16 protein-coding genes are annotated in these 22,222 nt (G+C 67.6%); 2 read left to right on the top strand and 14 right to left on the bottom strand.

Translation table 11 applies throughout. The features are described 5' to 3' along the window. The first annotated feature begins 4 nt into the window (after positions 1 to 4). Positions 5 to 580: a thioredoxin family protein gene (locus OY559_RS02940; RefSeq protein WP_277728634.1), complete on the top strand. Its 576-nt coding sequence runs from the start codon at positions 5 to 7 to the stop codon at positions 578 to 580. A 103-nt stretch (positions 581 to 683) separates the two neighbouring features. Next, positions 684 to 1,511, top strand: a complete 828-nt coding sequence (locus tag OY559_RS02935; protein ID WP_277728633.1) for an oxidoreductase — start codon at positions 684 to 686, stop codon at positions 1,509 to 1,511. Between the two features lie 106 nt (positions 1,512 to 1,617). Here OY559_RS02935 and OY559_RS02930 read toward each other — a convergent pair whose 3' ends face one another. From OY559_RS02930 to OY559_RS02865, 14 genes are all read right to left on the bottom strand, one after another. Then, positions 1,618 to 2,343 carry a response regulator gene (locus OY559_RS02930; RefSeq protein WP_277728632.1) on the bottom strand — a complete coding sequence of 242 codons (726 nt, stop codon included), beginning with the start codon at positions 2,341 to 2,343 and terminating at the stop codon, positions 1,618 to 1,620. Next, positions 2,340 to 4,991, bottom strand: coding sequence for an ATP-binding protein (locus OY559_RS02925; protein ID WP_277728631.1), 2,652 nt, complete (start codon positions 4,989 to 4,991; stop codon positions 2,340 to 2,342). The genes OY559_RS02930 and OY559_RS02925 overlap by 4 nt, the downstream gene beginning before the upstream one ends. Before the next feature lie 15 nt (positions 4,992 to 5,006). Further along, positions 5,007 to 5,177, bottom strand: a complete 171-nt coding sequence (locus OY559_RS02920) for a hypothetical protein (protein ID WP_277728630.1) — start codon at positions 5,175 to 5,177, stop codon at positions 5,007 to 5,009. 629 nt (positions 5,178 to 5,806) lie between these two features. Then, entirely contained in the window at positions 5,807 to 6,394 is a 588-nt protein-coding gene (gene kdpC, locus OY559_RS02915; protein WP_277728629.1) for a potassium-transporting ATPase subunit KdpC, read from the bottom strand. 9 nt (positions 6,395 to 6,403) lie between these two features. Continuing rightward, positions 6,404 to 8,470: a potassium-transporting ATPase subunit KdpB gene (kdpB, locus tag OY559_RS02910; protein WP_277728628.1), complete on the bottom strand. Its 2,067-nt coding sequence runs from the start codon at positions 8,468 to 8,470 to the stop codon at positions 6,404 to 6,406. A 10-nt stretch (positions 8,471 to 8,480) separates the two neighbouring features. Next, complete coding sequence (gene kdpA, locus OY559_RS02905; protein WP_277728627.1) at positions 8,481 to 10,184, bottom strand: potassium-transporting ATPase subunit KdpA; 1,704 nt, start codon at positions 10,182 to 10,184, stop codon at positions 8,481 to 8,483. A gap of 120 nt (positions 10,185 to 10,304) precedes the next feature. Then, the gene (locus OY559_RS02900; protein ID WP_277728626.1) at positions 10,305 to 11,030 is read right to left on the bottom strand and encodes a TorF family putative porin; all 726 of its coding nucleotides are present in this window, start codon (positions 11,028 to 11,030) and stop codon (positions 10,305 to 10,307) included. Positions 11,031 to 11,151: 121 nt separating this feature from the next. Then, positions 11,152 to 12,339, bottom strand: a complete 1,188-nt coding sequence (locus tag OY559_RS02895; RefSeq protein WP_277728625.1) for a CaiB/BaiF CoA transferase family protein — start codon at positions 12,337 to 12,339, stop codon at positions 11,152 to 11,154. A gap of 121 nt (positions 12,340 to 12,460) precedes the next feature. After that, complete coding sequence (locus OY559_RS02890; protein ID WP_277728624.1) at positions 12,461 to 14,308, bottom strand: glycoside hydrolase family 127 protein; 1,848 nt, start codon at positions 14,306 to 14,308, stop codon at positions 12,461 to 12,463. Further along, positions 14,305 to 16,497 (bottom strand): SUMF1/EgtB/PvdO family nonheme iron enzyme, encoded by a 2,193-nt coding sequence (locus tag OY559_RS02885; RefSeq protein ID WP_277728623.1) that lies wholly within the window; start codon positions 16,495 to 16,497, stop codon positions 14,305 to 14,307. Before OY559_RS02885 ends, OY559_RS02890 begins: the two co-directional genes overlap by 4 nt. Before the next feature lie 12 nt (positions 16,498 to 16,509). Next, entirely contained in the window at positions 16,510 to 17,454 is a 945-nt protein-coding gene (locus tag OY559_RS02880) for a ribokinase (RefSeq protein ID WP_277728622.1), read from the bottom strand. Next, positions 17,451 to 18,605, bottom strand: a complete 1,155-nt coding sequence (locus OY559_RS02875) for a serine hydrolase domain-containing protein (RefSeq protein WP_277728621.1) — start codon at positions 18,603 to 18,605, stop codon at positions 17,451 to 17,453. The genes OY559_RS02880 and OY559_RS02875 overlap by 4 nt, the downstream gene beginning before the upstream one ends. A 161-nt stretch (positions 18,606 to 18,766) precedes the next feature. After that, positions 18,767 to 21,055, bottom strand: coding sequence for a TonB-dependent receptor (locus tag OY559_RS02870; RefSeq protein WP_277728620.1), 2,289 nt, complete (start codon positions 21,053 to 21,055; stop codon positions 18,767 to 18,769). A gap of 236 nt (positions 21,056 to 21,291) precedes the next feature. Further along, positions 21,292 to 22,167 carry a LysR family transcriptional regulator gene (locus OY559_RS02865; protein WP_277728619.1) on the bottom strand — a complete coding sequence of 292 codons (876 nt, stop codon included), beginning with the start codon at positions 22,165 to 22,167 and terminating at the stop codon, positions 21,292 to 21,294. Positions 22,168 to 22,222 lie beyond the last annotated feature (55 nt).

Below are 22,222 nucleotides of genomic sequence, written 5' to 3'. Positions count from 1 at the left end.
AACCATGAAGAACCTCGCATCTCTCGCGACCATGCTCGCTGCATGCGTCTTTGCCGCCGCCTGCTCGCCGAATGTGCAGGCCGACCCCGTCCAACCCACACACACCGCGCCCGCACCCATGGCGCCCGACTTCAAGGGCATCAACGCCTGGATCAACTCGCCGCCCCAGAGCGTGCATGACCTGCGCGGGAAGGTGGTGCTGGTGGAGTTCTGGACGTACTCCTGCATCAACTGCGTCCGGGTGATGCCGTACGTCAAGCAGTGGCATGCGAAGTACAAGGACCAGGGACTGGTCGTGATCGGCGTGCATACGCCTGAATACGGCCACGAGAAGAGGCTGGGCAATCTGCGCGCCGCGACGCAGCGTTTCGGCATCACATACCCCGTTGCCCAGGACAACGACTATGAGACCTGGAACGCCTACGGCAACCGGTACTGGCCCGCGATGTACCTGATCGACCAGCAGGGTCGCGTCGTGTATCAGCACTTCGGGGAAGGTCAATACAAGGAGACCGAGGCGAAGATTCGTGCGCTGTTGAGCGCTGGAGCCGACCCACAGCGTTCGGCTGGCGCGAGATAGGAGCTCTGGTCATGAGCGTCCTGCATCTTCCCCCTCTGCGGGCTCGTTGGCGCCACGTTCCGAAGGTACGGACGCTCGAATCCTGGAATCCTGTGAGAAGAACATGAAAAAACGTTGGCTTATAACCGGAGGTTCGCGTGGTCTTGGCTTGGCACTCGCTGAGGCTGTCCTGGCAGCGGGTGATCGCGCCGTGGTGACGGCTCGCGACCCATCACGACTTCACCGCCTGGTCGACCGGCATGGCTCTGCGATCCGCACGGCCAGGCTGGACGTGACCGACTCCGTGGCGGCGGCATGTGCCGTGCAGGTCGCAAAGGATGCTTTCGGCGGCCTCGATGTGCTGGTGAACAATGCCGGCTACGGGGACGTCGCCTCGGTCGAAGACGCAACGCTGGATGACTTCCGGCGCCAGATCGAGACCAACCTTTTCGGCACGATCATCATGACGAAGGCCGCAATACCGGCCATGAGAGCGCAACGGAGCGGCCATATCATCCAGCTCTCTTCCGTGGGAGGGCGAATCGGTGCGCCGGGCCGCGCGGCTTACTCCGCGGCAAAGTGGGGCGTGGAGGGCTTCTCCGAGTCGCTCGCTCTCGAGATGGCGCTCGTGGGGGTCAAGGTCACCCTCGTGGAGCCAGGCGGGTTCCGGACGGACTTCGCCGGCGCTTCGACATCGCTGAAAGAGGGTCGCCCGGAATACGACCAGGTCGTGGGCGCCACCGTCAGGAAGCAACGTGCGTACGATGGCAACCAGCCTGGAGACCCGGCGCGTGCGGCCCAGGCGATCATCCGCATCGCCAGCCTGGAGTCGCCACCGTTGAGGATCGCGCTTGGCACTGATGCGTTTGCCGCAATCGAGCATGCCGACAGAACCCGTCTCGAAGAACGCACAAGATGGCGATCGCTAAGTACGTCGACCGACTATCGTTGAGACCGGCTTCCGGTCGATAGCGATCGTCACTGGATGTCAAAGGCACGGCGTCGTGCAGAATCGGCGGCGACGTCGTGCCGCCATTGTCGTGTTCGCTCCCGTGGGCTCAGGGTGCAGGCACGAAGCGCAACCCCACCCCCGGCTCCGTCGCGATGTAGCGCGGTGCGGTGGCATCGTCGTGCAGCTTCTGCCGCAGCTTGCCCACCAGGATGCGCAGGTAGTGGGTGTCGTGCTGGTGGCTGGGGCCCCACAGCTCGCGCAGGATCTGCGGTTGCGTCACCACGCGGCCCGCATGTTGCAGCAGCAGGGCGAGCAGGGCGAACTCCTTGCGGCTCAGCACCACCGGTTCGCCGTCGAGCGTCACTTCGCGGCGGCCCAGGTCCACGTGCAGGTGGCCATCGTCGAACAGCGGCATCGCCGCATCCGCCGGGGCGATGCGTGCGCGTAGCAGGCCGCGGATGCGCGCCATCAGTTCCTGCACGCCGAACGGTTTGGTGACGTAGTCGTTGGCACCGCCATCCAGCGCGGCGACCTTCTCGCCCTCGCCGCTGCGCACGGTCAGCATGATCACCGGCACCTGCGACCACTGCCGCAGCTCGCGCAGCACCTCATGGCCATCCAGATCGGGCAGGCCGATGTCCAGCACCACCAGGTCGGCGCCGTGCGCGGCCAGTTCCGCCAGCCCGGCGTGTCCACTGTCGGCCAGCGCTACCCGGTAGCCCTGCGCGCGCAGGCTGATGTCGAGGAACCGGCGGATCTGCGGTTCGTCGTCGATGACCAGCACGCGCGCCGGCGGCGCGGAGGCAGGGGGCTGTGGTGCGGTGTAGGTCAAACCGGTTCCTGCGGCGTGGGCGTCAGCAGCGGCAGGGTAATCCGGATCACCGTGCCGCGGCCATCCGGCCCCGGCAGCGCCTGCACGCTGCCGCCATGCGCGCCCACCATGCCCTGGCAGATCGCCAGGCCAAGCCCGGTGCCGTGGCGGCCGCGGTCGCCACGTTCCACGCTGTAGAACATGTCGAAGATGCGTGCGCGTTCGTCTTCCGGAATGCCCGGGCCGCGATCCCGCACATCGACGCGCAGCGCGCCATCGACGAGCTTCGCGTCGAGCTGCACCGGTTCGTCCGGCGGCGAGAACTTCGCTGCGTTCTCCAGCACGTTGAACACCGCCTGCTCGATCAGCGCCGGGTGCACCCAGATCGCCGGCACGTCCGCGGCGACCGTGGTCTGCACGCGCACGTCCGGCTGATAGCGCTGCAGGCGCGACACCGCCGACCCCAGCAGTTCGTCCACGCCGATCCAGTCGCGGTTGAGGGTGAGGCCGCTGTGGCCCAGCCGCGTCATGTCGAGCAGGTTCTGGATGTAGCGGTCCAGCCGCTCGCCTTCCTGCTGAATGGTGTCCAGCAGGGTGCGCCGGTCGTCGCCACCCATTGCGTCCCAGTAACTGGCCAGGCTGCTGGCCGAGCCGATCATCGAGGCCAATGGCGAGCGCAGGTCGTGCGAGACCGACGACAGCAGCGCCGAACGCAGCCGCTCGGTCTCGCCACCGACGCGCGCGTCTTCCAGTTCGGCCACCAGCCGCGTGCGCACCACCGCCTGGGCGATGTCTTCGGCCATCGCCTCGGCCAGGCGGCGCTGCTCCGGCAGCAGCCGCACGTCGTCGTCGAAGCGCAGCCCCAGCACCCCCAGGCTGCCACGGTCGCCCCGCAGCGGCAGGAACCAGCGCCCCGCGCCGGCCAGCGTGTCGGTATGGCGTCCGGTAGGCTGGCCATGCTGCTGCGCCCAGTCGGCGGCGGCGCGGTCGATCTCACTCAACGCGACGCCGTCCGGTTCCTCGCGCCCCTGCACGCGCAGCCACGCCTCGGCGGACAACGCGCGCGCCAGCGCCTTGCGACCGGCAGCCAGCACCTGCCCCAGGTCCGCCGCACCGGCCAGGTCGCGGGCCAGCGCCTGTAGCGCGGTGGCCTGCGCATTCGCCGCGCGCAACGCCACCACCTGCATGCGCAAGCGCGAGGCCAGGCGTCCGGCGACCAGCGCGGCCACCAGGAACAGGAACACCGTGGTCACGCCCTGGCGTGCGCCGATGTTGAAAGTGAAGCGCGGCTCGATGAAGAAGAAGTTGTAGGCCAGGAAGCTCAGCAGTGCGGCTACCACTGCGGCGGTCATGCGCGTGCGCGCCGCCACCAGCACCACCGCCACGATGAACACCATCGACAGATCGTCCAGTCCCACCCAGCGCTCTGCCACCGCCGCCACGCCGACTGCCAGCGCAGAGGCCACCACGGCGAAAGCCAGGTCGTCCCGGCCCAGCAACTCCGACAGGCGTGTCCCGCCGCGACGCGAACGCGCACGCGCACGCGCCTCCGGCGTGCTGATGATGACCAGTTCGTAGTGCGCGCCGCGTTGCAGCAGCTGCTGGGTCAGCGTGCGGTTGAACATGCGCGCCACCGGCCGCTCGCGCGTGCGTCCCAGCACCAGCGTGGAGGCGCCATTCTGGGTGGCGTGGTCGAGCAGCGCATCGGCGATGCGCGTGCCGCGCAGCACATCGGTCTCCGCCCCCAGTCGGCGCGCGAGGGCGAACGCCTGGTCGATCTCGCGCTGGCGCGCCTCGTCCACCGCATCGGACACCTGCACCGTCACCACGCTCCATGGCGCGTCGCGGCGTTCGGCAATGCGGCGCGCGGCGCGCACGAGGTACTCGGACTGGCCCAGCCCGTCGATCGCCACCAGTACGCGCCGGCGCAGCGGCATGCCCGGCAGGCCGCGGGCGGCCTGATCTTCGCGCAGGTCGGCGTCGACGCGGTCGGCCGCGGTCTGCATGGCCAGTTCGCGCAACGCGATCAGGTTGGACGGCGAGAAGAATGCCTGCAGCGCCTGCGATGCCTGTTCCGGCAGGTAGACCTTGCCCTGGTGCAGGCGTTCGATCAGCTCGCGCGGCGGCAGATCGACCAGCACGATATCGCGCAGGCGGTCGAACACGGCATCCGGCACGGTCTCGCTGACGCGCACGCCGGTGATTCGGTGCACGACATCATTGAGGCTCTCCAGGTGCTGGATGTTGATCGTGGTATGCACGTCGATGCCGGCGTCGAGCAGTTCGATCACGTCCTGCCAGCGGCGCTCGTGGCGGCTGCCGGGCGCATTGCGGTGGGCCAGCTCGTCCACCAGCGCGATCTGCGGGCGCCGCGCCAGCAGCGCATCCAGGTCCATCTCTTCCAGCCAGCGGCCCTGGTAGGCCACGCGCTTGCGCGGCAGGATGTCCAGCCCCTCGGTCAACGCCGCGGTCTCGCCCCGGCCGTGCGTCTCCACGATGCCCACCACCACGTCGCGGCCCTGGCGGCGCAGTTCGCGCGCGCGCGACAGCATGGTGTAGGTCTTGCCCACCCCCGGCGCCGCGCCCAGGAAGATCGTCAGCCGCCCGCCCTGCTCGCGCTGCAGATGGTCGATCAGGGCATCGGCCTGGCGGTGGCGGGGGTCGGTCATGGGGATAGTGTGCTCTCAACTGTTATATGAAAACGGAAACGCAGGCGGACGAGCAACGTCCGTCGCGACACGGGAACCGCCCTTGGCATCAGCGCCCTCGCCCCTTGGCCCCGGGAAATCGCCGTCGAGGAAATGTTCCTCGACATCAAAGCAATTTTCCTTGGCCGTGAGGCTTTTCTGTTCCATGAAGCACCTGCGTGCTTCGTCGTCTCACCTATCTGCCTTGGCGTCGCACCTTTCTGGTTCGGGTACGGGATGCTTTTTCCTTGTCAGCGCACCTGAAAGCGTTGCGCGGAAAGAAATATTCCTCGTCGTCTCACTTATCCGCCTCGATGCCGCACCTTTTCGGTGCGTGGGCGAGGAAATTTTCCTTGTCGCCGAGCCTTTGAACCGTGACGCCAGGGAAATTTTCTTCGTCACCTCACCTTTCTGCCTTGATGCCACACCTTTCTGGTTCGCGCGCGAGGGTTCTTCCTGTGTTGTCTCACCGAAGAAGCTCGCAAGCGGGGCGATTCTCCTCGTCGCATCACCCTTGCTCGTAGCAAGCACACCCATGCCTTCTCCCCGCCTGCGGGGAGAAGGTGCCCAACGGGCGGATGAGGGGCGAGCGGAGGCTGGGCTCTGTCCAGTCACGAAGCATCTCCACGTGCGTGCGTGTCGTTTCCCGACACTCGATCCGCCTTGCAATGCCAGCGACCGCGGCTCCGTCTGCCCCTCACCCGCCTTCGGCACCCTCTCCCCGCAAGCGGGGAGAGGGAGGCTGCCGTTGCACATCGCCTGCATACCTCCATCTCCGCGCGCGGGCCGAGGAAGCGTTACATCTCCGCATCCAGCGCAAGATTGAGCTGCAGCACGTTGACCCGCGGCGCGCCCAGTACGCCGAACTGTGGCGCCTCGGTGTGCGCGGCGACGAGGCGCTCGACGTCGGCCGCCTCGATACCGCGCGCACGCGCGACGCGGGCGATCTGGATGCGGATTGCCGTTGGCGAGAGATGCGGATCAATGCCCCCGCCGGACTGGGTCACCAGGTCGCCGGGCACCGCATCGGGCGCCACGCCCTCGCGCGCAGCGACGGCGGCGCGCGCTTCATCGATACGGCTGCGCAGATCCGGATTCGTGCGGGCCTGGTTGCTGCCGGCCAGCGCCATCACGTCGTAGCTTGCGGCGGACGGGCGCGACTGGAAGTAGCGGTCATCGGCGAACGGCTGCGCGACCAGCGATGAGCCGATCACCTGGCCGTCGCGTTCGATCAGGCTGCCGGTGGCCTGGTGGGGAAACAGCGCGCGGCCCAGGCCGGTGCCGGCCAACGAGTACAGCAGGCCGAAGCCGAGCAGCGAGACCGCGGCGAGCATGAGCGACGGGCGTAGCGGGCCGCGTGTGGAAACAGGACGGGAAGCATTCATGGCAAATCCTCAGGCGCCGAACACGGCGGCCAGCAACAGGTCGATGAGCTTGATGGCGGCGAACGGCAGCAGCACGCCGCCCACGCCGTAGACCAGCATGTTCCGGCGCAGCAGCACGGTGGCGCTGGCCGGGCGGAAGCGCACGCCGCGCAGTGCCAGCGGGATCAGCAGCGGAATGATGATGGCGTTGAAGATCAGCGCGGCGAGCACGGCGTTGGTGGGACTGGACAGCTGCATCACGTCGAGCGCGGCCATCGAAGGGATGGCGGCGGCGAACAGCGCCGGCAGGATGGCGAAGTACTTCGACACGTCGTTGGCCAGCGAGAACGTGGTCAGCGCACCGCGGGTGATCAGCTGCTGCTTGCCGACTTCCACGACCTCCAGCAGCTTGGCCGGGTCGGAATCGAGGTCGACCATGTTGCCGGCCTCCTTTGCCGCCTGCGTGCCGGAATTCATCGCCAGGCCCACGTCGGCCTGCGCCAGTGCGGGTGCGTCGTTGGTGCCGTCGCCGACCATGGCGACGAGACGACCCCCGGCCTGTTCCTGGCGGATGCGCGCCAACTTGTCTTCCGGGCGCGCCTCGGCGATGTAGTCGTCCACGCCGGCCTCCGCGGCGATGGCGGCGGCGGTCAGCGGGTTGTCGCCGGTGATCATCACCGTGCGGATGCCCATGGCGCGCATGTGGGCAAACTTCTCCTTGATGCCGTGCTTGACCACGTCGGAGAGTTCCACCACGCCGAGCACGTGGTTGCCATCGCTGACCACCAGCGGGGTGGCGCCGTTGCGGGCGACCTGCTCGACGCGTGCGGTGAGTTCGGCCGGCGCGCTGCCGCCCAATGCCTGCACGTGCTGCAGGATGGCGTCGGACGCGCCCTTGCGGATGCGGCGTGCGCGGCCGGGGCCGTCACCCGCCAGGTCCACGCCGGACATGCGGGTCTGCGCGGTGAAGGCGACGAAGTTCGCGTGCGCCGGTTCCACGAGCGTGGCGCCCTGCTCGCGCGCCAGGCGCACGATGGACTTGCCTTCCGGCGTGGGGTCGGCCAGCGAGGACAGCATGGCGGCATCGCGCAGCTGTGCGTGATCGATGCCGGCCAGCGGGTGGAACAGCGTGGCCTGTCGGTCGCCGTGGGTGATGGTGCCGGTCTTGTCGAGCAGCAGCACGTCGACATCGCCGGCCACCTCCACTGCCTTGCCGGACTTGGCCAGCACGTTGGCGGCCAGCGCACGGTTCATGCCGGCGATGCCGATGGCCGGCAGCAGGCCGCCGATGGTGGTGGGAATGAGGCAGACCAGCAGCGCGACGAGCAGCAGCGGGTCGAGCTTCGCGCCGACGAAGCCGGCGATGAAGGGCAGCGAGACGACGACGATCAGGAACGTCAGCGTCATCGTCATCAGCAGCAGGCCGAGGGCGATCTCGTTCGGCGTCTTCTGCCGGTTGGCGCCTTCCACCAGCGCGATCATGCGGTCGAGGAAGCTGTGCCCGGGCTCGGCGGTGATCTTCACCACGATCTCGTCTGACAGCACCTTGGTGCCGCCGATCACGCCGCTGCGGTCGGTGCCGGCCTCGCGCAGCACGGGGGCGGATTCGCCGGTGACGGCGGACTCGTTGATCGTCGCCAGCCCTTTGACGATCTCGCCGTCGGCGGGGATCTGTTCGCCAGCCGAGACGATGACGTAGTCGCCGGGCTTCAGGTCGGCGGCGGGCATGCGGCGTTCGGCACCGCCGAGCGGCGTATCCACGCGGCGTGCGACCAGGTCCTTGCGGGCTCGCCGCAGCGAGGCGGCCTGGCCGCGGCCGCGCGCTTCGGCAATGGCTTCGGCGAAGTTGGCGAACAGCACGGTGATCAGCAACAGGGCGGTGACCGCCCAGCCGGTGCCGGGCGTCGCCTTGCCAGCCAGCGTGAGCGCAGCGGTAAGCAGCGTGCCCAGCCAGACCACGGCCATCACCGGGTTCCTGAAGGCGTGTTGCGGAGCCAGCTTGGTGAAGGAGGCGATCACGGCAGCGCGGAAACCCGCACGGTCGAGCAGGGCCGGCGCACGGCCGGCGTGGCGTGAGGAGGAGCGGGAGTGGGTCATGTCGGTGTTCTCAGAGCGCGCTCAGGGCCAGGTGGTCGGCGATGGGGCCGAGGACCAGCACGGGCATGAACTGCAGCAGGGTCAGGATGACGACCACGGCGATCAGCGTCAGGGCGAAGGTGGGGGTTTCGATCTGCAGCGTGCCGGGGCCGTCGGGTGCGGCGCGCTTGCGCGCGAGCGAGGCGGCGATGGCCAGCGGCAGGATCAGCGCGGGATAGCGGCCCAGCGCGAGCACCAGCGACGCGGTCAGGTTCCACCAGTACGTGGCATCACCCAGGCCTTCGAAGCCCGAGCCGTTGTTGGCGAACGCGGACGTGTACTCGTAGAACACCTGGCTGATGCCATGGAACGACGGATTGGAGTTGCCGGTGAGCGAGGGCACCGCCAGCGTGAGGGCGGTCAGGCCCAGCAGCACCAGTGGCTGCAGCAGCACCAGCGCGGCCAGCAGCTTCACTTCATGCGCTTCGATCTTGCGGCCGAACAGTTCCGGCGTGCGACCGGTCATCAGGCCGGCCAGGAACACGCTGAGCAGCAGGTAGACGAGGAACTGCTGCAGGCCGCAACCGATGCCGCCCCAGATGGCATTCACCAGCATGTTGCCGAGCGTCACCAGTCCGGTCAGCGGCGCAAGCGAATCGTGCATCGAATTGACCGAGCCGTTCGATGTCTGCGTCGTGAAGGCCGCCCACAGCGCGGACGGCGCGGCGCCGAAGCGAACTTCCTTGCCCTCCATCAGCGCGATGTCGGTGGACGTGCCGGACAGGCTTTCGGACCACACGGCCGCGCCGGCGGAGACCAGCGACATCGTCAGCATGGTGCCGAACACCAGCGCGGTGAATCTGCGGCGCCCGGTGAAGCTGCCGACCATGAAGGCGATGCTGACCGGAATGAGGATGATGGCCAGCGTTTCCAGCAGGTTGGAGAACGGCGTGGGGTTTTCCAGCGGCACGGCGCTGTTGGGGCCGTACCAGCCGCCCCCATTCGTGCCCAGTTGCTTGACGGCGACCATCGGTGCGACCGGGCCGAGGGGGATCTTCTGTTCCGCCATCTGCGCCGAAGCATCGACCGGCGTGGCCACCGGACCACCCTGCAGCGTGGATGGCACGCCCTGCCAGGTCAGCAGCAGCGACCACAGCAGGCACAGCGGCAGCATCACGCGCACGGCCGGACGGAGGACGTCGGCCCAGTAGTTGCCGACGTCGGGTTCGGTTTCCGCCGCGGTGCCGACGGTGTCCTTGCCGCGCCCACCGAACAGTCCACGCAACGTCGCCACCACCAGCGCCAAGCCCATCATCGGCGTGACCACCTGCAGGCCGACGATGCCGGTCATCTGCGCCAGGTACGACAGCTGCGCCTGGCCGGAGTAGTGCTGCTGGTTGGTGTTGGTGAGGAACGACACCATGGTGTGCAGCGCCAGGTCCCAGCGCATGTTGGGCGCGTCGTTGGGATTGAGCGGCAGCCAGGCCTGGGTCATGAAGATGATCCACACCAGCAGGCCGAGCACCAGGTTGCTCAACAGGAAGGCCTTGGCATAGGCCTTCCAGCCCATGCCCTGCGCGGGATCGACACCGAGCACGCGGTAGAGCGGGCGCTCGATCCGGCCGAACAGTGCATCGCCGCGCATCGGCGCACCGCGCATCACCGCGGCCAGGTAGCGGCCCAGCGGCCAGCCCAGTGCGATGGCCAGCGCAAAGACGAGGAGGAATTCAGTCATGGGAGTCATCCATCGGCATGCGCGCACGCCGCGTGATCAGCAGGAACAGGAGGCCGGCGCCGGCGAGCACGCCCGCCAGGGCCAGCAACAGGTGGAGGAAGTCGGTGACCATGGCGGTGCTCAGAACGCGGCTTGCAGTGCTGCTTCCACGCGCGAACCGGCCTGGCCCGGGAACAGGGTCTTGGCGCTGCTGTCGGTGGCGTGCGCAGTCACCCGCAGCTCGAACGGCGCCTTGAACGCCCACACCGCGCCGAGCTGCGCATGTGCGTAACTGTCGTCGTAGACGTCGTGCAGCCAGTAGTAGCCGGCAGCAGCTTCCATACGGAGTTGATCGTTCAGCGGAAACTTCGCGCCGACCTGCGCATACGCACCGGCTTCATCGGTGGCCAATGCTTCGGTGGAGTAACCGAGTTGCGCCCAGTAGTTCTGCTTCCAGGTCAGCGTGCCGATCGCCTCGGTCCAGTCGAGGTCGACGGTGGTGGACGGATAGCGGTAGTGGGTCAGGTTGACATCGAGCGCCCAGTGGTCGGACAGCGCGCCGCCCCAGCCGACGGTGACGTCGATTTCACTGCTGGCCTTGGTTTCCGGTGCGAACTCGACATTCGAGCCCCACACCGCGCCATACAGGCCCTTGTCGGCCGCGGCCTTGAAGCCGGCCTGCACGGCCGGGTCGCCCTGGGTCTGGGTGGTGCCGCGCCAGACATAGTCGGTGGTGAGTGCGCCGGAGCCGGTGAAGGTCGCGGCCTGCACCGTGGACGCCATCGCCAGCAGCAGGCCGGCGGCGACGGTGGAAACGGCGATGCGCGCAGGCATCGGCCTGCGCAGGAGGAGCGAGGAGGAAGACATGGGTGCGATCCAGGCGGAAGACGTTCCGCCGACCGCGAAAGTCTGGTCCCGCCCTGCATAAAGCCGCCATGCGCTTCCCGCGCACCGCCGTAAATTCGGCGTAAAGCGGCGTGCCCTGGCCTCAGCCTGCGTCGCGCGCCTGCGGCGCAGGTGCACCCAGCACGTACTCCGCATCCTGGTCGAAGGTGGGCGCCGCGAATGGCGCTGGCCCGGGCGTGCGACCGAACGCGATCGGCCGGGTGACGCCGCGGTAGCTGCCGACGACGGGATGCGCGATCTCCGCCACCATGTCTTCGGCCAGCACCTGCGGATGTTCGAACATGTCCTCGACGCGACGCGCGGCCGCACAGGGCACCTCGTCGCCGAAGTGCGCTTCCCACTCCATCGCGCTGCGCGCCTGCAACGCCGCATGCAGCTGCGGCACGATCCCGGCGGCGTGCTGGGCACGCTTGCGCACGGTGTCGTAGCGTGGATCGTCCGCCAGTGCATCCAGCCCGGTCAGCCGGCACAGCGCCTTCCAGAAACGCTGCGTGTTCGCGGACAGGTACAGGTAACCCTCGCGGGCGGGATGGATGCCGGTGACGCCGCCGGACCGCATGTCGCGGCCGATGTCCAGGGCCTCGCCTTCGGCCCAGATCATGCGCGCCGACTGCATGGTCAACGCGCTGCGCAGCAGCGACACGCCGACGAACTGGCCAAGCCCACTGCGTTCGCGTTCGTACAGCGCCGACGACACGCCGGCGGCGAGCAGCGCGGCCGCATAGTAGTCCACCACGGAACCGTAGATGATTTCGGGGGCGCCGCCGCGCTTGCCCTGCAGCGTGCACATGCCGGTCATGGTCTGCAGCACCTGGTCGTAGCCGGCCTTGTCCTTCATCGGCCCGTGCTCGCCATAGCCGGTGACCGCGCAGTAGATCAGGCGCGGATTGATCACCGACAGACGGTCGAAGTCGATCCCGAGCCGCTTCGGCACGCTGGGACGGAAGTTGTGCACCAGCACGTCGGCTTCGCGCACCAGCCGCAGCAGCGCGGCGTGCCCGGCGGGCTGCTTCAGGTCCAGCACCACGCCCTGCTTGCTGCGGTTCACGCCGAGGAATGCCCGGCTCTCCTTCTCCAGGGTGGACGGGTACTGGCGCAGGTTGTCGCCGTCCGGCGGCTCCACCTTGATGACGTCGGCGCCCTGGTCGGCCAGCAGCGTGCAGCCGTAGGGGCCGGCGATGTAGGCGCTCAGGTCGAGCACCTTCACGCCGCTGAGCGGCCCCGCCGGACCCTGGCGAAGACGCGAACGGAAGGGAGACGCGTTGTCCATGGAAGAAGCCTCCTTCAGCCGCCGCCGCGACGGCAACGACAAGTCTGTGCCACGCGGCGGGCCGGATACAGCCAGCCGCCATATTTTCTTCTGCCACAAATTATTGCGAGCGCCGGTGTCTTCATGCCGGTGGCAACGCCAGCCAGGTGAGGCGCCATGCACCATCCTCGCGGCCGCCCGCGCGGTAGTAGGGCCAGAACAGCAGGGGCGCGCGATACCCCAGTTGCATGGCGATGCCCGCGCCATCTTCGCCGTCGCTGACGGGCAGCACCTGCAGCCAATCGTCCTGGGGGCCATCCGGCAGCCGGATGGTCTCCTCGGTCTTGAAGCCATCGATCAGTTCGGTGGCGTAGACCAGCGCACCGCGCGTCAGGCCGACGTAGCGCAGGTCCAGCACCTGCTGCCTGACCTCACCCCCGTCCGGCGCGCGCGACTCCTGCACGTTGCGCAGCGCGTGGTGGTGCAGGACCGGCCGCAGCGGGAACACGATGGTCAGCAGGTCGCCCGCGCTCCAGCGCCGTGTCACGCTGGCGAAGGTGCCGGGCACCACGTCCGCGTCCACCGCCTCGCCATTCACGCTGACGGTGGCGCCCTGTGCCCATGAGGGCACGCGCAGGCGCACTTCGAAGCTGGCGTCATGCTCCGGCTCGACGTGCAGCGACACGGTACCGTCGAATGGATACGTGGTGTGCTGGCGCAGCCGCAATGCGCCCGCGCGCGGATGCACCAGACTCGCTTCGCCCGGCCCGTACAGATTGAGGCTCACCGCATTGCCGGCCTGCGTATACGCGATGGACGGCAGTTCTTCCAACGCCATCGCGCCGCTGGACTTGCAGCAACGCCAGTAAGTGGTATGCACGCGCCGTCCGTTCGGGAACGAGTAGTAGCACCAGTCCTCGCCATTGGGCGCGTGGGCACCGAGCAGATCGTTGTAGGCGGTGCGCTCGATCTCTTCGGCGAAGCGCGCCTCGCCGGTGAGTTGCAGCAGTTCGCGGTTGAACTGGGTCCACGACAGCAGCGAGCAGGTTTCCACGTAGGCATTCGGGCTGAAGCTGCCGCGCGCGTTGAACACTTCGCGTGAACGATGGGCGACGCCGCCCCAGGGCCCGCCGCCGAGGGTCAGGTGGTGTTCGCGGATGTTCTGCCAGATGCGCTCCAGCACGTCGCGCAAGCCGGCATCGCCCGTGGCGCGGCACAGCTTGACCAGCGCGACCAGGTTCCACAGCAACTGGTAGGCCTTGCCGGTGGCGATCTCGGAGGCGTCGGCGCCAGCTTCCAGCGCAGGCAGCAGGCGCAGCGCCGGGTGCGCGTTCGCCTGCTCCAGCACCTGGCGCGCCAGCGCGAGGAAGCGTGGGTCGCCGGTCTCTTCGTGCAGTTCCAGGGCCGCGTCCATCAGCACGGTGGCCGACATGCCGTGATGGTTGCCGAGGGTGGTGATGTCGATGCCGGAGGCCAGTGCCTGCGCGCAGAGGTCGGCGATGCGTTCGGCGGCCCGCGTGTAGCGCGGGTCGTGCAACGCGCGCGCGGTTTCGACCAGGCCGAGGATCAGGTAGGCATGCACCCAGATGTCCCAGGTGCGCAGCGCCGGTGCGCCATCCCAGCTCAGCGGCTTCGGCGGCTGAGGATGGGTGAAGCGGCGTTCTTCCGCGTAGGTGCCCAGGTAGCCGTCGGCTTCCTGCACGGAGAGCAGGTAGTCGGCGACACCACGCAGGTTCTCCCCCAACGCCGCATCGCCGCTGCGGGCGTAGGCGCGGGCCGCGGCCGACAGCCATTTGCCGGCGTGCTCGCCGTACCAGTCGCCTTCGGTGTTTCGCGCGCGATGCTCGGGCGAGAACAGCACGATGGCGGGACTGTCCGGCGCGGTGATGAAGTGCGAGAGGCGGCCACGCAGGTTGGCATCGAGGGCTGCGCCGAGGATGCCGCCAAGCACGACGGAGGACGACCCGGCCGCGGTGGTGGTCGTCGTCATGCGGCATCCACCACGCAACGGAAGCCGATACGCCCGGAGCGGTCCTTGCCCGGCGCCATCAGCAGCAGCTTGCCGTGCTGGTCCAGCCGCTTGGCCTGCGGGAAGTACCAGTGCGAGGTGCGCGGCTCGTAGTCGCTGCCGCCGCGCACGATGGCGGCGCGCGTGTGCTCGTCGTGGAACTCGTCGGTCCACTGCCATACATGGCCCACCAGATCCATCACGCCGAATGGGCTGGCGCCGGCAGGATACGCACCGACGTCGGCCGGCGGCGGCAAGGTGCGGCCGCGGAATACCGGCGGTGCGGCATCGTCGCGCCAGGCATCGCCCCACGGATACAGGCGGCCGTCCGTGCCCTGCGCCGCGTACTGCCATTCCCATCCGTGCGGCAGCCGCTTGCCCGCCCACGCCGCATAGGCGCGCGCATCTTCCAGCGACACCCAAGTGACGGGCTTGTTCTCCCAGCCGGCCTGCGGCGAACCGTTGCGCCAGTCGCGCAGGAAGTGCTGTGCGTCGCGCGGCACATAACCGGTGGCGTCGATGAATACTTTGAACTGCGCATTCGTCACCAGGTGGCGGTCGATGTGGAACGCCGCGACCTGCATGCGATGGCGATGGTGGCGACGCGCGGTCGGCTCCCAAGGGAACTGCACGTCGACGCCCTCCCACACCTGTCCTTCGATCTCGATGCCCTGCACGGCGAACAGGAACTCGCCCGCCGGGACCGTCACCATGCCGTCGGGTGCGACAGCGTGCGGCTTGGTCGGCGCGATCTCCTGCAGGGTCTGCGGCAACGCGGTCCATTGCGCGGACAGCGATGCCAGCGGCGTAGCGGCATGCTTCGCCATCTGCGTCAGGAAAGCGTCCAGACTTTCTTCCTGCACGCCGTCGCGCAGCGCCAGCAGCGCGCCGAAGCCGCGGCCTTCCAGCGTCGTCTCCAGGATTGCCTGACCATCGATGATGCGCGGCGACAACGGGATACCGTTCCACAGGTCGATGTAGCGCGTGCCGTCCACATGCGGCACGGCAAGCTGTTCACCCGCGATCACGTACTCGTGGCGATTCACCAGCGTCCACAGCGTGCGGCCCTCGCCCGGGAAGCGGCTGGCGAAGATGCCGGCCTGCAGCGTGCGCTCGTAGGGGCGCCAATCCAGGCTGACCAGCAATGATGGGAAGCGGCGGTAGATCGCGGCGATCCGGCGCAGCGATTCGGCATCGCGCGAGGTCAACTGGTTCCACAGGCCCCAGACGTTCTCCCACGCGTTGTAGCCCACACCGTTGAAGAAGATGTATTGCAGGTCGTGGTTGCGGTCGCGGCCCCAGCGGTTCTCGTAGTTGATCATGTGGCGCGGTTCCAGCCACTTGAACTTCGCCACCGGCGGCACGACTTCGTTCGGCGCCTTCTTGCCCCAGCTCTGCACGTTCCAGATCAGGTGCTCCTCGGCGCTGATCGTGGATTCCGGCTGCACCACCACCGGATGGCCCAGCGCATCGCAGGCGTCGAAGAACGCGCGCGGCACGCCGTTGTAGGTATCGCCGTTGATGCCGTCCGCGCCGACCGCCTTGACGATCTTCGCGATGGCCTGCCAGTCGGGATCGCCTTCGTCGCGGGTGCCGTTGTCCCACGGCATGGTGGTGAGGAACACGCGCACGCCGCGACGGTGGAAATCGTCGATGGCGCCACGCAGCGCCTCCAGCCCGCCGGGCAGACTGCGCGCGAAATCGAACTGGTTGCGGTCATCCACGCCGATGTTGGGATACACGCACCACAACAGCACGCTGTCCAGGCCGCCGAAGCGCGCTTCCAGATCGTCCAGATAGCGATCAACGGTGTAGCGACCGGCAACAGGGTCGTAGAGATACCGATCCTCGACCATGACCTGCGCATGCACGAAGTTGCGCTGCGCCCACTGCAGCTCCGGCCGGCGGTAGTTGGCGTCGTCGTAGCCGATGCGGGTCAGGTGTTCGCGACGCCAGTCCTTCAGCTCGGCCACCCAATCGTCGGCCGAGGCGTTGGCATCGATCTTCCACTGGCCGATGTCGGCGAACGGCCAGCCCGGCGCCTTGCCGGGCGTGGGCAGGTAGCGCTGGGTGGTGACGTGGGAAAACTTGTACTCGGTCTTCACCGGCGATGGCAGCGCGTCGGCGGCGTCCGGTACGTCGGAAGGATCGGGGGACGTGGGGGAGTTCATGGGATGGGTCTTTCAATCGGAATCGGGGATGCCGCAATACGCGGCAAGGGCAGCCTTGTGGTCGGGCGCATCGACCTGCGTGGCCAGCCATGCATCGACCTGGTCGCGTGCCGGGATGCTGGCCTGCGCACCCAGGCGCGTGCATGCCAGGGCCGATGCCGCGCTGGCGAAGCGTAGCGCGTCCGCCAGCGGTGCATGCTGCGCCAGCCGGGCGGCGAGCGCACCGCAGAACGTATCACCCGCGGCCGTGGTGTCGACGGCATCGACGCGGAACGCCGGCTGCAGGAACAGTTCGCCCCCGCGCCTGGCGACACAGCCGCGGGCGCCCAGCGTGGCGACCACGCACGGCACCGGCAGGCGCGACATCTGCGCGACCAGCGTGCCGGGACCGGCAAGCGCGGCGAGTTCGCCTTCGTTGACCACCAGCAGGTCGACGTCCTGCAGCAACAAGGGCGGAAGCGCGGTGGCGGGCGCGGCGTTCAGCAGCACGTGCACGCCGGCGGCGTGCGCCACGTGCGCGAAGCTCGCCACGGCATCCAGTGGCGTTTCGAGCTGCAGCAGCAGGTGGGTGACGCCGAAGAGGGACGGCAGATGGTGCGGACGCAGGGCCGCGTTTGCGCCCGGGGCCACCGTGATCGCATTTTCCGCATCGTCGGACAGGCAGATGAAGGCGGTGCCGCTGGCCACATCAGGCACGGGGACGATGTGTGTTGCCACGCCCGCATCCGCCAGCGCCGCTTCCAGCACGGTGGCGTAGGGATCATCGCCGAGGGCCAGCAGCATGCGCGTCGCCACGCCGCCCGCGCGCGCGCAGGCCACCGCCTGGTTGGCGCCCTTGCCTCCGGGGAAGGTGGCGAAATCGCGGCCAAGCACGGTTTCGCCCGGCGCGGGCACATGCGGCGCGCGGACAACGAAATCCAGGTTGGCCGAACCGGCTACCAGTACCGGCGCCGTCATGGCGACACCGTTGAATGGACCTGCCGGTAGAACGGCGCCGCCATCTTCGGCAGCGCGGGGGCGCCATCCGTCGGCAGGTGCTGCGACATCAGCACGATCACCAGTCCGCGGCTACGGTCGATGGTGAACCAGGTGGACGCCGCGCCGGACCAGCCGAACTGCCCGTGCGAGCCGGGTCGCGTGCTCTTCGCCGTATCGGTGACCACGTAGCCGCCCAGACCGAAGCCCTCGCCCGCTTCCGGGTAGGCGACAGGCGGATCGAAGCGCGCGAGCTGGTCCTGCATCATCTGGTCCACGGTCGATGCCTGGAGCAGGCGGATGCCATCCAGTTCCCCGCCGTTGGCCAGCATGCGCGCAAAGCGCAGGTAATCGGCGGCGGTCGAGTACAGGCCGCCCGCGCCGCTGTGGTAGGCACGCAGCGGAATGCCCGGCTCACGCGCGGAAGGCGTATCCGCCAGCACGCGATGACCCTCGGCGTTGCGCGTGGTCAGCGCCATGATGCGCCCGCGCTGCGATGCCGGCACCTGGAAGCCGGTGTCGCGCATGCCGAGGGGCGCGAAGATCCGCGCCTGCAGGAATACGTCGAACGACATTCCACTGGCCACCTCGATGACCCGCGCCAGTACTTCGCTGTTGACGCCGTCGTACCGGAACCGGGTACCGGGTTCAGCGGCCAGCGGCGCGCGTGCGACACGGCGTGCGTAGCCCGCCAGATCTTCCGCGTCTTCCGGCGCCTGTTGCTGCAGCAATGCCGACGCCACCCGGATATCGTCGCCGCCCGTGGCGAAGCCTGCCGTGTGGGTCAACAGATGGCGCACGGTCAGGGGGCGAAGCACCGCCATCAGGTGCGGCTTCGCTTCGTCGCCACCCGCCACGCGCTGCAGATCGGCGAATTCGGGCAAATGACGTGCGACCGGATCATCCAGCCGCAGTCTGCCCTCTTCCACCAGCATCAACGCCGCCACCGAGGTGATGGGCTTGGTCATGGAATAGATGCGGAAGATCGCGTCTTCGCGCAGGGGTTCCTTCCCGGTCGCGTCGGCATGACCAAGCGCGCCGTGGTAGACGATGACGTCCTTCAGGGACACCATCGCCACCGCACCCAAATAGTCCTTCTCGCCGACGGCACCGGCGAGAAGGGAATCCAGCACGGCGTCGCTTCCGGAAGACGAGGCATGCAGGGGCGTTGTGCAACCTGCCGCGAATGCGACCAGAGTCAGGCCGACAGCGATTCGCACGCCACGCCGCCTCCAGATGGATGCGGCGCGGGCGGACACGGCATGGGGAAAAGCCGGCATCAGTGGATCATGGTTCAGAACGTGTACTCGTAGGTGAAAGAGTACATGCGCCCACGGCCCGCCCAATAATTGCGCCAGCCCGGCACTTGCGACCACGTCAGGATGTATTGCTTGTTGGTCAGGTTCTCGATACCCAGCGAGAAGCGACCGACATTCTGCACTCGATAGTTCATGCCCAGATCGAACAGGGTGTAACCCGTCGTATGCTCTTCATAGGAGAAGTCACGGTTGTCGTATGGCCGTGTATCGCTTCCGGAAAGATCACGCGACAGCAGCGTAGTCGACCCTAGGGTTGCGTCGCCGGCTTCCGAGAACTTCCAGCGCACGGATAGCGCGATTTTGTCCGGGTTCACGTCCAGGGCACCGATGGGCTTGTTCAGCGGACCCGCACCCCAGCGACCTTCCGGATCCTCCGTCCAGAACGACGTCTTGCCGCGGATGCGTGAGTAGACACCGCTGAGCTTCCAGGCGTCATTGACGTTCCAGTCACCGGAAAACTCGAAGCCTTTGATGCGGGTTGGGGCACGGAACAGCATGTAGTCCTCCGTGATCGGATCGATCACGTAGGAGGAGCCCAGCTTCGACCGCGAGTCGTAGTGCGAAGCACTGAACGACGTCTTCGCGCCGCGCCAGTTGATGCCGAACTCGCGGTTGTCGACCACCACGGCCTTCAGTTCCTGGAAGGTGGAGTCGACAGTGGCCAGCGGATCACCGGGGCAGCCATCGGGCTTGGTGTCATTGGGATCGTCAGGGCAGGAGATGTTACGCAGCGGGATACCGACATTGGGCAGGCCGAATCCCTCCCCATAGGCACCGAACACGGACCACTGGTCGGTGATGCGCCAGATCGCGCCCAGGTTGACCAGATTCTCCTGATAGCTCAGCTTGCCGCCTTGTACGAAGCGGCGATCACGATACCAGGTGGTCGTATAGTCGTTGACTGTCAGCTCGCCATCCTCGCGACGGAAGCCGCCGCTCAAGGTCACCGGTCCGATGTCATAGCTCAGCTGCATATAGGGTGCGACGCTTTCGTACTCCATGGGGGGCACCCACAGGCGATTGGTCAGTGCCAATCGCTGGTCGGCCTCGTCGCGCACCCAATCGACCCCGGTGCGCAGCTCCAGGCCTTCGACCCCGAATAGTTCGCCTCGCGTCCACGACGGGCGGAAGCCTACCTTGTCGGAGTTGATTTCGGACTGATCCCAGATCAGGCCATCAGGGCCGTTGGGGGGGATCAGCGGATCCTGACGATCACTGCCGTTCTCCGCCGGATAGCGCATGGCCTGGTCGGCCCAGTAGGCATTCAGACTCAGCGTGCCGCCGAAGAAATTGGCGTCGGTATACAGCACGTTGACCTGCGTGAAGTCATTGAACTCGGCCTTTGTACCGAATAGATGGCCGCGTTCAGAGGTGTTTGGGCTCGGGTTTTCACACCAACCCGGTTCGTAGCGACAACCGTCGACCTGGACGTAGTTTCCATTGCCCTCGATCTTGAAATCGCTGTAGCTGAGCTGCAGGCGCTTCTCCAGATCCTCGCCGAAGTTGATGCCCCCCTTGAAGAACAGGTTGCGCGCTTCGGAGTCGCTGACTGAACCACTCGTGTTCATCCCCAAGCGCAGGCCATTGGCGTCGTAGCCCATGCCGCGATCGATGCGCGAGACGCCGACCACCATGTCGTAGTTGTCCTGCTTGCGTGCGAAATTCATGCCAACCTTCCAGCCGGCGCTGTCGTCCTTGAACTGGGTCGAGTAGCGCGTCAGCAGACGGAACTCGTTGCCTTCCTTGGTTGGCACCGTGGAAATGTAGTTGATGATGCCTCCCGCCGCGCCAATGCCTTCGGACGCCGAGGGCCCGTTGATCACTTCAACGCGCCCAACGATGCCCATGTCGGTGAAGGTGGCGTTGCGACTTCCATCGCGCAGCGGCGAGCCCTGTGGCACACCATCGAACAGGCGCAATGCCACCCGGCCGCGCAGGGTCTCACCGCTATTGCTCATCGCTTGGGACGCCTCGGCGTAGCCCGGCACGGTGCGTGCGAGCACAGCAGTCGCGTCGTCTGTCATCAGCAGGGTGTGCGCGATCTCCTCCTTGGTCACGAGCGAAACTGCGCCAGGGATCTTGTCGACGGATTTTGCCGAACGCACACCCGTCACGATCACCTGGTCCAGGTCGACGGCATCCTTCGCCCGCTCTTCTTCGGCTGGCGCGTCCTGCGGCAGCGGGGTGTTCTGTTGGGCCTGGACGCTGGCGCTGACGGCGGCAGCCAGCAGGAAAACGCCGAATGCGGCGGGTACCTGTTTCATGGTCAGTTCTCGGAATGCTTCGGTGGACGGCACGGCGGCACAGCAGGCGACCGTTCCGTGACAGGGATGTGCGTGCAAGAAAGGCCGCCAGGGACGGCCGGCGTGCCCAGCGTTCCTCCCAGACGCTTGAACCCGACGATGCTCAAAGCCTAGGTGGACGGCCGTCACGGAAGAATCGCCCGCGGATATGTTCACAGGCTAGTTTTTGTAGCGTGCACTGCAACATCGCGCGGCGATCAGGCCTGCCCGGTGGCGACGCGGCTCTCCTGCAGCAGCACGGTGACCAGGCGGATGCGCACCGTGGAACGCGACCACACCATGCCGATCCGCCGGGGTTCACTCGCCAGCGGCAGCGGGATGCGGACCAGATCCAGGCCCTCCGGCCACGGACGCGCCCAGTCCGGCACCAGCGATACACCCAGGCCGCGGTCCACCATCACGGCGATGGCGTTCAGGCCGTTCAGTTCGAAGCGCTCGCGCGGCACGATGCCGGCGCGGCGCAGGTAGTCGTCTGCGACCCGTCCGCCCCATTGATTCCGGTCGTACCGGATCAACGGCTCCTCGCGCAGCAGGTCGTGCGGGTCCCGGCCCGTCATGCGCGCCGGCGCGATCATCACCAGCGGCTCTTCGCGCAGAAGTTGCCAATCACAGGTCTTGGGCAGGTTGTACGGCGCCTGCAATACCAGCGCCGCATCGAGTTCGCCGGTTTCCACCGCGCGGTACAGCTCGGCCGAATAGCCCGGACGGATGTAGACGTTGATCTGCGGGAACTTGTCGACCATCCGCGCCAGGATGTCCGGCAACATGCCGGCGAGCGCCGTGGGGCACGCGCCCAGGCGCAGTTCGCCGGAGACTTCGCTGTCGTTGGCGACGCTGCGCATGTCGGCCACGTCACGCAGCAGGTCGCGCGCGCGCTGCAGGATGCGCGACCCCTCTTCGGTCAGGCTGACGGTGCGGCCGGCACGCGCGATGAGCGGCGCACCGAGTTCGCGTTCGAGGGTGCGGATCTGCTGCGCCACGGCCGCCGGCGTGATGTTGAGCACGCGCGCGGCCGCGGCCATCGAACCGCGGTCGGCCACCACCACGAACGTATTCAGGAACTGGGTATCCACGCGCCTCCCCTTGTCGCCCTCAGGCTACACGAGGGCAGGCCACGCGACGATGGGA

It is taken from the genome of Pseudoxanthomonas sp. SE1, assembly GCF_029542205.1.
Classification (GTDB): domain Bacteria; phylum Pseudomonadota; class Gammaproteobacteria; order Xanthomonadales; family Xanthomonadaceae; genus Pseudoxanthomonas_A.
Note: the sequence above shows the minus strand (reverse complement) of the source record. Positions and strands in the feature narration are given on the sequence as shown.

Coding starts and splice junctions, on each gene's coding strand:
- kdpB (WP_277728628.1), bottom strand. CDS start 8,470: ATGACCCACTCCCGCTCCTCCTCACGCCACGCCGGCCGTGCGCCGGCC.
- OY559_RS02940 (WP_277728634.1), top strand. CDS start 5: ATGAAGAACCTCGCATCTCTCGCGACCATGCTCGCTGCATGCGTCTTT.
- OY559_RS02935 (WP_277728633.1), top strand. CDS start 684: ATGAAAAAACGTTGGCTTATAACCGGAGGTTCGCGTGGTCTTGGCTTG.
- OY559_RS02870 (WP_277728620.1), bottom strand. CDS start 21,055: ATGAAACAGGTACCCGCCGCATTCGGCGTTTTCCTGCTGGCTGCCGCC.
- OY559_RS02920 (WP_277728630.1), bottom strand. CDS start 5,177: ATGGAACAGAAAAGCCTCACGGCCAAGGAAAATTGCTTTGATGTCGAG.
- OY559_RS02885 (WP_277728623.1), bottom strand. CDS start 16,497: ATGAACTCCCCCACGTCCCCCGATCCTTCCGACGTACCGGACGCCGCC.
- OY559_RS02890 (WP_277728624.1), bottom strand. CDS start 14,308: ATGACGACGACCACCACCGCGGCCGGGTCGTCCTCCGTCGTGCTTGGC.
- OY559_RS02880 (WP_277728622.1), bottom strand. CDS start 17,454: ATGACGGCGCCGGTACTGGTAGCCGGTTCGGCCAACCTGGATTTCGTT.
- OY559_RS02895 (WP_277728625.1), bottom strand. CDS start 12,339: ATGGACAACGCGTCTCCCTTCCGTTCGCGTCTTCGCCAGGGTCCGGCG.
- kdpA (WP_277728627.1), bottom strand. CDS start 10,184: ATGACTGAATTCCTCCTCGTCTTTGCGCTGGCCATCGCACTGGGCTGG.
- kdpC (WP_277728629.1), bottom strand. CDS start 6,394: ATGAATGCTTCCCGTCCTGTTTCCACACGCGGCCCGCTACGCCCGTCG.
- OY559_RS02925 (WP_277728631.1), bottom strand. CDS start 4,991: ATGACCGACCCCCGCCACCGCCAGGCCGATGCCCTGATCGACCATCTG.
- OY559_RS02900 (WP_277728626.1), bottom strand. CDS start 11,030: ATGTCTTCCTCCTCGCTCCTCCTGCGCAGGCCGATGCCTGCGCGCATC.